12 protein-coding genes and 2 tRNA genes are annotated in these 9,827 nt (G+C 36.7%); 6 read left to right on the top strand and 8 right to left on the bottom strand.

Features of this window, described 5'->3' with window-relative positions; all coding sequences use genetic code 11:
- Positions 1 to 36: 36 nt before the first annotated feature.
- The 5 genes from HMPREF3002_RS00175 to HMPREF3002_RS00155 form a co-directional block, all read right to left on the bottom strand.
- Positions 37 to 606, bottom strand: coding sequence for a DUF6287 domain-containing protein (locus tag HMPREF3002_RS00175; RefSeq protein ID WP_070664721.1), 570 nt, complete (start codon positions 604 to 606; stop codon positions 37 to 39).
- A 139-nt stretch (positions 607 to 745) separates the two neighbouring features.
- Positions 746 to 2,251, bottom strand: coding sequence for a zinc ABC transporter substrate-binding protein AdcA (locus HMPREF3002_RS00170; protein ID WP_070664719.1), 1,506 nt, complete (start codon positions 2,249 to 2,251; stop codon positions 746 to 748).
- A 2-nt stretch (positions 2,252 to 2,253) separates the two neighbouring features.
- Positions 2,254 to 3,057 carry a metal ABC transporter permease gene (locus tag HMPREF3002_RS00165; protein ID WP_003009676.1) on the bottom strand — a complete coding sequence of 268 codons (804 nt, stop codon included), beginning with the start codon at positions 3,055 to 3,057 and terminating at the stop codon, positions 2,254 to 2,256.
- The gene (locus HMPREF3002_RS00160) at positions 3,050 to 3,754 is read right to left on the bottom strand and encodes a metal ABC transporter ATP-binding protein (RefSeq protein WP_003013743.1); all 705 of its coding nucleotides are present in this window, start codon (positions 3,752 to 3,754) and stop codon (positions 3,050 to 3,052) included. Before HMPREF3002_RS00160 ends, HMPREF3002_RS00165 begins: the two co-directional genes overlap by 8 nt.
- 1 nt (position 3,755) lies before the next feature.
- Positions 3,756 to 4,193: a zinc-dependent MarR family transcriptional regulator gene (locus HMPREF3002_RS00155; protein WP_003004547.1), complete on the bottom strand. Its 438-nt coding sequence runs from the start codon at positions 4,191 to 4,193 to the stop codon at positions 3,756 to 3,758.
- Between the two features lie 648 nt (positions 4,194 to 4,841).
- Here HMPREF3002_RS00155 and HMPREF3002_RS00150 point away from each other — a divergent pair.
- Complete coding sequence (locus HMPREF3002_RS00150; RefSeq protein WP_009732038.1) at positions 4,842 to 5,168, top strand: DMT family transporter; 327 nt, start codon at positions 4,842 to 4,844, stop codon at positions 5,166 to 5,168.
- Between the two features lie 163 nt (positions 5,169 to 5,331).
- On the opposite strand, the gene HMPREF3002_RS00145 is transcribed toward HMPREF3002_RS00150, so the two are convergent.
- The gene (locus HMPREF3002_RS00145; protein ID WP_000287814.1) at positions 5,332 to 5,778 is read right to left on the bottom strand and encodes a helix-turn-helix transcriptional regulator; all 447 of its coding nucleotides are present in this window, start codon (positions 5,776 to 5,778) and stop codon (positions 5,332 to 5,334) included.
- Between the two features lie 319 nt (positions 5,779 to 6,097).
- Here HMPREF3002_RS00145 and HMPREF3002_RS00140 point away from each other — a divergent pair, with 319 nt between their 5' ends.
- From HMPREF3002_RS00140 to HMPREF3002_RS00120, 5 genes are read left to right on the top strand one after another with little or no spacing between them, the layout of a single operon-like run.
- Entirely contained in the window at positions 6,098 to 6,571 is a 474-nt protein-coding gene (locus HMPREF3002_RS00140; RefSeq protein WP_000182279.1) for a hypothetical protein, read from the top strand.
- A 40-nt stretch (positions 6,572 to 6,611) separates the two neighbouring features.
- On the top strand, positions 6,612 to 7,808 hold the full coding sequence (locus HMPREF3002_RS00135; protein WP_004182182.1) for a replication initiation factor domain-containing protein: 1,197 nt from the start codon (positions 6,612 to 6,614) through the stop codon (positions 7,806 to 7,808).
- 2 nt (positions 7,809 to 7,810) lie between these two features.
- Entirely contained in the window at positions 7,811 to 8,197 is a 387-nt protein-coding gene (locus HMPREF3002_RS00130; RefSeq protein WP_001096844.1) for a hypothetical protein, read from the top strand.
- Between the two features lie 59 nt (positions 8,198 to 8,256).
- Positions 8,257 to 8,451 (top strand): DUF3173 domain-containing protein, encoded by a 195-nt coding sequence (locus HMPREF3002_RS00125; RefSeq protein ID WP_000598356.1) that lies wholly within the window; start codon positions 8,257 to 8,259, stop codon positions 8,449 to 8,451.
- 3 nt (positions 8,452 to 8,454) lie between these two features.
- Complete coding sequence (locus HMPREF3002_RS00120) at positions 8,455 to 9,588, top strand: tyrosine-type recombinase/integrase (RefSeq protein WP_004182166.1); 1,134 nt, start codon at positions 8,455 to 8,457, stop codon at positions 9,586 to 9,588.
- Positions 9,589 to 9,661: 73 nt separating this feature from the next.
- On the opposite strand, the gene HMPREF3002_RS00115 is transcribed toward HMPREF3002_RS00120, so the two are convergent.
- A tRNA-Leu gene (locus tag HMPREF3002_RS00115) sits at positions 9,662 to 9,745 on the bottom strand.
- A 10-nt stretch (positions 9,746 to 9,755) separates the two neighbouring features.
- Positions 9,756 to 9,827 (bottom strand) — tRNA-Gln (locus tag HMPREF3002_RS00110).

The raw sequence follows: 9,827 nt of genomic DNA, 5'->3' as shown, positions 1-9,827 counted from the left end.
ACGAATTACCGATTTCTGTCCCACTCTCTTTTTCCATTATTCATCTCCTACATGATAGTAGATCGAGCCTTGTTCCCCAAAACTAGCGATACCAACACCAGACCATAAGCGGTTTTTAGAGGCATCTGATGTATCTTTAAAGACGACTTGTCCTTGATCATCGACCTGATCACCAATGGTCACTCCTGCAGGAATATACTCCAACAAGAAGCCTCCATCACGACCACCATAAATGCCTTCTGATGCTGTTCCATAATCTGTCAAAGAAGCTCCATAGCCCTCTAACTCTTGTGAGACCAACCCTTTGTCGTTAAAGACCAGCTTATTTCCTTTATCATCTTGCCAGACACCAGCAATACTGCTGTAGTCTCCATTGGCAATAGCTTCAAGATCCATTTTCTTCACTTCTTTTTTCTCTTCTTTTTTCTCTTCTTTTTTTTCTTTCTCCTTCACTTCCGAACTAGAAGCAGCCGTCTTTTTGACTTCAGAAGAGGCATTCGTTTGACTAGAGGAAGCGGTTGATTTTTTACTCGCTCCCTGTTGCGAACAAGCCACCAACAGGACCACACTGAGAATACTCACAAGAATTGCACCAACTTTTTTCATTTAAAATTCCCCATACATTTTTTTAGTTTAAAGCCCTTTCATTGTAACGTATTTTCAAGCATTTGACAAGCTTCACTCCTCATTTTTAATCAAAAAGAGACCGGGATAATCAGTCCTAGTCTCTATTTTGATACAACTCTTAATGAGCCAGCATTTCCTGTGCCACTTCTAAACCAGATAAGTTCGAAGGATAATACGTTGGCCAATTTTCCAACTCATCATAAAGCGCCTCTTGACTCTTTCCTCCATGGAAAATGTGGAAGTGAGCTGCCTTTACCGGAGTAATTTCATGGTCACTAAATTGAACATATTTGAAGTCTCCCGCATCGCTCTCCTTGGCTTCAAAGAGATAACGAACACCACGATTCCCCTTCTTATAAGTCAAAATGTGCTTACCTACGTATTTATAAGTATATTTCTTAGAAGATCCTTTTTGATAAAACTCCATTGAATCCTTATCAATCTTAATCCGATCAATATCTGTTTGGTAACCCTTGGTATAATATTCCTTATACTCAGCGGCCGTCATGGTTGGATTTAATTTTGCCTTATAATCAAAGACCTGATCCAACGTTCCATCTTGCAAGTATGGATAAACCGATTTCCAATCACCCGCATAATTTGCTAAGCTACGATCCTTCACTTGACTATCCTCGAAATAGCCCTTTTGAACCGTCTTAGAATCTTCCTCATGTTCCGGTTGAATATCCTTACCATCTTGTGACGTTGTTTTCTCGAGCGCCTTCAGATTTTCCTTCATAACAGACACGTAGTTTTCGCCATCTTTCATTTCTTGATCCGTCAAACTTTCCAAAGGATTTAAGACAGCCAACTCAACACCAGCTTCAGAAGACAAGGTTTTCGCCAAGGACTTAGAAGCATTTTCCTCAAAGTAAATGACCTTGATCTCATTTTTCTTGATATACTCTGTCAATTCACGCAATCGTGCAGCAGAAGGCTCGCTATCAGGTGAAATCCCTGAAATGGCTACCTGGTTTAATCCATAATCTAAGGCCAAGTAACGGAAAGCCGCGTGTTGGGTCACGAAATTCTTTTGTTTCGCATCTTTCAAGCCATCCTGATAAGCTTGATCCAAGGCCTGTAATTTCTTTAGATAGGCTTGGGCATTTTTCTCAAACGTTTTTTTCTTATCTGGATAAGCTGCCACCAACTGATCACGAATCGACTCTACCATCTTCATGGCACGATGTGGAGAGAGCCAAAGGTGAGGATCATATTCATGATGGTGTTCTTCGCCCCCTTCGTGTTCATGTTCCTCTTCCAATCCAGGAAGCAAGACCATGCCCTTGGTGGCATCGATCACTTTGGTTTTCTTATCCTTCATGGATTTCAAAAGATTTGGAACCCACGTTTCCATATTTTCATTTTCATAGACGAAAACATCCGAATCTTGAATCATAGCCCGCCCCTTAGCAGACAATTCATATTCATGAGGCTCTGATCCCGCTCCAATGAGCAGGTCTACCGTTCCTTCATCTCCGACAATATTTTTTGTAAAATCATAAACAGGATAAAAAGTGGTCATCACTTTTAATTTTCCATTTTGACTCTGACTTTTACCACAAGCAGTCAAGATAAGGGCAAAAGCCACCAACAACATTAAACCTATTTTTTTAAATTTCATATTTACTTCCTCAAACGTGATCCAAGATTCACAAGCAAGAACAGTGCCACAAACAAAAGCGTGATGCTGGCACTCGCCGGTGTATCTGCAATATAAGACAAAATCAACCCACTAAACATCCCGATAAAGCCAATGATGACCGCAATCAGCATGACCCCACGGAAGTTCTTCCCTAATTTCAGCGCAATACTAGCCGGTAAGACCATGATAGTTGAAACCAATAACGATCCTGCTGCAGGAATCATTAAGGCGATAGCAACCCCTGTCACCACATTAAATAAAATGGACATGGTCCGGACCGGAAGGCCATCTACGAAGGCCGTATCTTCATCAAAAGTCAAAATATACATAGGCCGCAAGAATAAGGCCGTCAGCACTAATACAACGAAAGCAATCACAAACAAGGCGATCACCTGTTCATCCGTAATGGTTAGGGTAGAACCAAACAAATACTGATCCAAGCTCATCGAGCTTTTCCCACCACCACGCATCAGTACTAAAGCTAGGGCAAGACCAGTGGACATTAAAATTGCCGTCCCGATCTCCATAAAGTCCTTAAATAAGGTCCGCAAATACTCAAGAAAGACCGCAGCAATAATGACAATGATCATAGTCGAGAGCGTCGGAGAGATCCCAAGAAAAAGTCCAAAAGCGACACCCGCAAGAGAGACGTGACTCAGCGTATCACTCATCAGACTCTGCCGTCTCAAAATCAAGAAAATCCCTAACACAGGAGAAAAAAGACTCATGGCAACCATAGCCAACAAGGCCCGCTGCATAAAATCATACTGGAATAAATCAAGCATGGTCACCCTCCCCTTCTGTATCATGGACGTTAAAACATCTCCAAGGAGAGCTCTGGTCACGAACCAAATGAATATTCCGATCCGCAAATTGGTTAACCTCTTCTGGATCGTGCGTAATCATCAAAACAGATTTTTGATGGTGATGCGCACTGTGATGCATCAACTCATAAAAATCACTCTTTGTCGTCGCATCCATCCCTGTTGTCGGTTCATCTAAAACAAAGATATCCGGATCAGAAGCAAACATCCGAGCAATGACGGCCCGCTGTTTCTGACCACCAGACAAAGAACCAATCGCCCGATCCTTGAACTCCAGCATCCCAACAGATTCTAAACTCTTCAGAATATGTTTTTCATCGTGCTCATTCAACTTTCGAAACCAGCCTTTACGAGGATACCGACCTGACTTCACAAATTCATAGACCGTACTGGGGAACCCAGCATTAAAACTAGCAATCTGTTGTGGCAAATAAGCAATCCTTAACTTCTTTCCCTTAACATTCGTCTTTGAAATCTCAACTGTCCCCACCTTGGGCTGTAAAATCCCAAGACTAGCCTTAATCAAGGTTGACTTAGCAGCACCATTTTCACCGGTCAAAGTCACAAACTCCCCACTATCTAAGTAGTAATTGATCCCTTCTAAAACCGGTTCCCGATCATAATAAAACGATAAATTCGAAACCGTAATATACCTCAAACTATAACTCCTCTTCCAATAGATCTAAAAACCGCGAAATGACCCCTTGCTCATTCTTTGTAAACTTCGACAAAACATCCTCATAAGTGTGAAGAGTATGCTGATGGTGGTGCTGATGCTCTAATGCAATAGGCTTACCAATCTCAGTTAAGCGATAATAGAGAACCCGAGCATCATTTTCATCTCGATAAGTCTCCAGCATGCCCTGACTTAATAAGGGCTTCACGGCCTTCGTGATAGCCGCCTGACTGACATTCAATTTCTTAGCTAAGACAGAATTGGTTAGAGCTTCATCAGCAACCAGCATCAAAATATGTTCCTGAGTGTTAGTTAATGAAACACCACTTGTACAAGAACCAACTAAAATCTCATGCTGATTTTCTGATAACAATAAAATAGAATTTAAAAATCGATCGATTTTATTTGCAACTTCAGACAAAATTGACTCCTTCTAATTCACTAAATGAAACTTTACCGGTTAATTATATCACAAAAAAGAAAAAATTAAAACAAAAAAAGGAGTAAAACTCCTTTATAATCTATACCGGCGGCCGGGGTCGAACCGGCACGTCCTTGCGGACACTGGATTTTGAGTTCCATAACTCCATTATTTAAATCTTACAACCCTGATTTAATAGGGTTTTAAGCCTTTTGAATCTTGCAAAATAGACTCATTTTTCAAATTTTAGTAACTTTTTGGTAACACTCCATACCTTATCGTTCTAAGAGCATCATCAGAGAATAGACGATATGTCCCAACAGGTTATATTCATCCAGAGGTATTCAAGACACTTGTACGATTAACAGTTAATGTAATCATTTTATTTTCTCCTTTAATTAGGGTAAGTGTTTTTTATTATTTTAACAAAAATAACTCTTTAGCCCAAGAATTTGATAATTCATTTTCTAACAAAACTTTTTTTTTTAAATTTATCTTATGATATACTAAACTTATCAGCTATTGGTTCTGAAAAAGTGTCTGCCACAGTTTTACTACAAATTCTCATGACTTGTGCCAAGATTTATAAAAAACGGATAGCTATAATAGCTCTTAGAGCAAAAACATGACATATAGGAGGTTAAAGACATGTCATACTTTTATCTTTTTATCGCCATTGTAGGAGAGATATTGGGAACTAACCTTTTGAAATTATCAGACGGTTTTACAAAGCCTATTCCAACCGTTTCTGCCCTACTTAGCTATGGCGTTTGTTTCTATTTCCTCTCACTAGCAATGCAAAAAATTCCTTTAGGAATAGCTTATGCAACATGGTCAGCTGTCGGTTTAGTTTTGACAGCCTCTATCGCAGTAATGATTTTCAAAGAAACACTAAATGTTTATAGCATTATCGGTTTAATTTTGATTATCATTGGTGTTGTCATGGTTAACTTATTAGGAAATGCAGGACATTAATAAAACCGGCTCTATACTATTTGTAGTGGGTAAATCCCCTATGGATATTATGGAGCCTATTTTGTTGTAGAAAAAAAGTTCCATAAGAACTATAATGAAAAGCTAGAATTCTGTCAATATTTTGGACACATTTTGGGAGGGAATTTTGAAGACTAGCGTCCTCCTAATTTTCCCAATAAGTTTTAACTTCTTCAAAAATCTTATTCAAAAGTTCTGCATCTTTTTCTGACAACTGATTTTTTTCTATAACTCTATCTTTTAGTTCTGTTGCCTTTATTTTATTTCTTGCCACCGAAACTGCTATTGAATGTTTCAAAATATCAAACTCATCCTTTGAAAAGTTTGCAATATTGGTAAGATCTAATTGTTCTAGAGGTAAACTACTGATAATTGAATAAGGTTTTTGTCCCAGCAAATAATCTGTAGTAGTCCCAAAGATATTTGCTAATTTCACAACGAATTCTAATCCTGGTTCTAACGTTCCATTCTCCCACCGAGAATATGTCCCTTGTTGAACTCCAATTAATTCCGATATTTGTACTTGAGTTAACTTTTTTGATTTTCTGAGAGTTTTTAACCTCTCTGAAAATTTATAATCCTCTGTATACATAATTCTCCTATAGATATTCTTATTCGTATATTTTAGCTTGACAAAATATTCTAAACGGTATAAAATAGAATTATTCCATAAGGAATATTTATTTTGAGATTGAATATTCCATTGAGAATATTATAGCATAAAAGGAGGTAAAAGCGTATGTAACTAGTAGTCGATTTAAAAAATTTTAATAAAGGAGGTAGGATTCGACAAAATAAAAAATCTTGAAACAAATGTGCCGTTCGTTCCAAGATCAAAACATATTATGTAACAATTATACCACAGAAAACTCTTCAGTTGCACAAGAAAATTTCGGAGGTTTCACAAAAAGATGACCAATAAAGAGTTAGTCAATCAAATTTCTGGCCTAAACTCTACCTCTACTCTTAAAAATTGGATTCAACTGATTAAAGAGATAAGTGGCAAGGAATTTAAGAAAATTAAAGTTCCTATCAGTAGAAATCCCAGAACTCATCAATTAAGTTATACAGTTGCCTATGATTTTACAGACGAAGACCTTAGACAATTTCAAAAGTTAGCTAAACTAAAACTTGAAATAGGTCTAAAAGAGGCTATACAAGCCGTATTTGGGAGTCTAGCAGACAATGAACATGAATCCCTAAACCAAGTAATAGATGAGCTCTACGATGAACTGAGCGCCTTAAAACAGGAATTTAAGCGAGAAATGCGACTGATAAAAATTGAGAATTCCAACCTAAAAAAGAAAATCCAAGATATTGAAGAGTCGATGCAAACCGGCTTACTAGGGTTTGTTAACAAGAGGTCAAAAAATAGGTTCGGCTAATAGCGAGTTTTCGGCTGAGCCATGAGGCAGAAAGCCGAAAATGAGCGTAGATGCGGACGGACCATTTTTGACCGATAGGGTGTGTAGTAACACCACCCTCTGCAAGTTAGGTGTACCATCGAAAAAATTCAGTATTACCAAGGGTTTTGGAGATTTTAAGGGTGGCAAAATTAGGCAAAAAGTTGAATCAAAATCTATGGCAAAAAATGAGCATTTACGTTCTGTATTTGACTGGATTCAAATTCAGTTTGATAAGACTGAATTTTCGCCAAAAGAAATAATCGAAGATATCCTATTTCTTGACTTTGACCTATTTATTGAGAATAAGGGGAGCCTTAAATACTATAACTATGATAGCCAGCTTCATTATGGGAATATCCGTATCTACTATGGATCGAAAGAGTCGTCCTACATGCTTGTCATGTCAGGACAGGCACTAGAGTTCTATAGAGATATGGTATTAGATCCAAATAGTCTCTCCGAAAGACAGTTTCTGAACAACCTCTACTACAATTACATTCATTTTTCAGTAAGACGAATTGATATTGCAATAGATGATTTTAATGAAACACCCTATTTCACTCCTAATCAACTTCTAAAGATTTGTCAGAAGAAACGCTTTCTATATGGAAAAAGCACCTACTACAATACCTACGGAGATGAAACGATCGGTCAGACCTTATATTTAAGAAAACCCAATGATGATGAAAGACTTAGAATTTACGATAAGCGCTTAGAACAAGCTGAAAAGCTCGGGATCAGCAAGCGGTATATAGAAAATTGGATAAGAACTGAGTTAGAACTTAGGAAAGCAAAAGCTCACTACTTCATTCAAGAATGGTTGCATTCAGAAATAGATCTTCTTAACTTTACCAAGGGATACCTCAAAGAAAAAGTGAGGTTCTATAGTGATAGTCACTTCTCAAAACCTTTGAGATCTTGGGAAAAGTTTTTAGGTCACTCAAAACCTGTCTCTATCATTATTTCAAAACCAAAGACAGAACTAGAACAAAAATTAGAATGGTTTACCTATAAAGGTTCTGGAGCTATTCTAAAAGCGTATAAATTTCTATACGACAATAACTTACTGCATGAGTATGAGAAATCTAACTATCTCGCACTCAACAATATGGAATATCCACCAGATTTAGCAAGTGGATTAATAGAAAGGGCAATTCTCTTTAAAAGAGAAGATTTAATCCCTACAATCAAAGAAAATATCAAAAGGAGAAATTAAATATGGCAAAAATGCTCTCACAAAATGACTGGAATTTCAATAACATTGGAACAAAATTTGAATTGGATGAAGTCATTCCAAAATTTGAAACGGAAGTCCGAGCAGATGCAAACGGAGAAATTATCAAAAACCGAGATGGTAGCGAAAGACGTTTTAATACCGATAAAATCATTGGTTGGAAATACAATGTAACGATCAAGGATGGACAATTCAAAAAGAAATCAACCCAAGTCTCAGTAGACAATCCAGAAGCTTTAGTCGATAATGACTATATCCAAGCAATGGATCAAGTACCAGTTACATTTGACAATTTACAAGCTACTATGATTAGTTCAACGATGTATTACAAGGCGGATGCTATCCATTTAGTAGATGTAAAACAAAAATAAGTATAAGACAAGGGGAGTTAATCCTCCCCGTACTTAATCTAATTAGAAAAGGAGAGCACATGATTAAAACTGTAACAAAAGATGACCTTATCGAACTTGGATTTGCTCCAGGAACTGCAAGAAAGATTATCCATACTGGCAAATTACTATTAGTGAATCGTGGTTTTAATATCTACGATAACAAACGGATTGGTACAATTCCAGCCAGTGTCGCTGAAGAACTACTAGGAATTGAACTCCAGAAAGAAGCATAATGAATGACTATTCGTAAAACTAAAAGTGGTAAATGGACTGTTGATGTTTCTAACGGTTTCCACCCAGTCACACAAAAAAGAATACGTATTATTCGTAAAGGATTAAAATCTAAAAAGGAAGCCCTAGAACTTGAACAACATATTAGAGTTGTAGAATTAAAAGAAAAACAATTTGACTTTGTAGTAACAACGGATATGTTATTCGACTTACTTGAAGAAGATGATTTGAAAAATGGCAGAAAAGTAAGCTACACAAGTACACAAAGAAATAATTATGAGCGTCATATTAAGCCATATTTTAAAAATACAAATTTAAATAAATTAACGTATGACCATATATTCGAATTTCGTGAATACCTAAAAACAAAACCTAAAAAACAAAATGAAAATGAAGTTTTAAGCTATAATACAATTAATAAGGTTCTGATTCTACTTAAAAAAATTTTTGATACTGGTATAAGAAAATCACTCATTGATAAAAATCCAGTTAAGAATCTGAGAAAATTACCAATTAGGAAGCCTGATATTAAATTTTGGAGTATAGAAGAATTCACGAGATTTAGAGGACTTATTCGAGATGATGAAATAAGTTATGACCTGTTTTTCGTAATTGCTTTCTTTACTGGAATGAGAATGGGAGAAATCCTCGCATTGAACTGGAATGATATAAATCTTTTAACAAATACGATTTACGTTACCAAAACGGTATACTTTGTTAATAATACAAGCTACATTAATACAACAAAAACACGATCAGGAACTAGAAATATAACAATAAATCAGAAATTAGCAGAAATGCTAATAGATTGGAAAGTAAAACAAAAAGAAAAACTTGAGGAATTTACGAAAAATACTGAAGAACTTCAAATAATACAGAGTACACCAATATCAATTACAAAAAATATGATTGATAAGAAGTTTAAGCAAATACTAGAAAGGGATAAAGATTTAAAGAAAATAAGAATTCATGATTTAAGACACTCTCATGCATCATTACTTATAAATCAAGGAGAAGATTATCTTGTTGTCAAAGAAAGATTAGGACACGCATCTATTACAACAACAATTGATACTTATTCTCATTTGTACCCTAGCAAACAGAAAACATTGGCTAATAAACTTGATGATTTATTTTAAAATGGAAAAAATTGGTAACTCAACAAAAACAGAGAAAAAAAGACAAGGTCCGAAAACCTTGTCTTTTTTACTATACCGGCGGCCGGGGTCGAACCGGCACGTCCTTGCGGACACTGGATTTTGAGTCCAGCGCGTCTGCCAATTCCGCCACGCCGGCATAAATTTAACTGGGGTAGCTGGATTCGAACCAACGCATGAGGGAGTCAAAGTCCCTTGCCTTACCGCTTGGCTATACCCCA

This window comes from Streptococcus sp. HMSC065E03 (assembly GCF_001815045.1).
GTDB classification, from domain to species: domain Bacteria; phylum Bacillota; class Bacilli; order Lactobacillales; family Streptococcaceae; genus Streptococcus; species Streptococcus parasanguinis_AD.
This window is presented reverse-complemented; position numbering and strand designations above follow the sequence as displayed.

Coding starts and splice junctions, on each gene's coding strand:
- HMPREF3002_RS00175 (WP_070664721.1), bottom strand. CDS start 606: ATGAAAAAAGTTGGTGCAATTCTTGTGAGTATTCTCAGTGTGGTCCTG.
- HMPREF3002_RS00170 (WP_070664719.1), bottom strand. CDS start 2,251: ATGAAATTTAAAAAAATAGGTTTAATGTTGTTGGTGGCTTTTGCCCTT.
- HMPREF3002_RS00165 (WP_003009676.1), bottom strand. CDS start 3,057: ATGCTTGATTTATTCCAGTATGATTTTATGCAGCGGGCCTTGTTGGCT.
- HMPREF3002_RS00150 (WP_009732038.1), top strand. CDS start 4,842: ATGTCATACTTTTATCTTTTTATCGCCATTGTAGGAGAGATATTGGGA.
- HMPREF3002_RS00145 (WP_000287814.1), bottom strand. CDS start 5,778: ATGTATACAGAGGATTATAAATTTTCAGAGAGGTTAAAAACTCTCAGA.
- HMPREF3002_RS00140 (WP_000182279.1), top strand. CDS start 6,098: ATGACCAATAAAGAGTTAGTCAATCAAATTTCTGGCCTAAACTCTACC.
- HMPREF3002_RS00135 (WP_004182182.1), top strand. CDS start 6,612: ATGAGCGTAGATGCGGACGGACCATTTTTGACCGATAGGGTGTGTAGT.
- HMPREF3002_RS00130 (WP_001096844.1), top strand. CDS start 7,811: ATGGCAAAAATGCTCTCACAAAATGACTGGAATTTCAATAACATTGGA.
- HMPREF3002_RS00125 (WP_000598356.1), top strand. CDS start 8,257: ATGATTAAAACTGTAACAAAAGATGACCTTATCGAACTTGGATTTGCT.
- HMPREF3002_RS00120 (WP_004182166.1), top strand. CDS start 8,455: ATGACTATTCGTAAAACTAAAAGTGGTAAATGGACTGTTGATGTTTCT.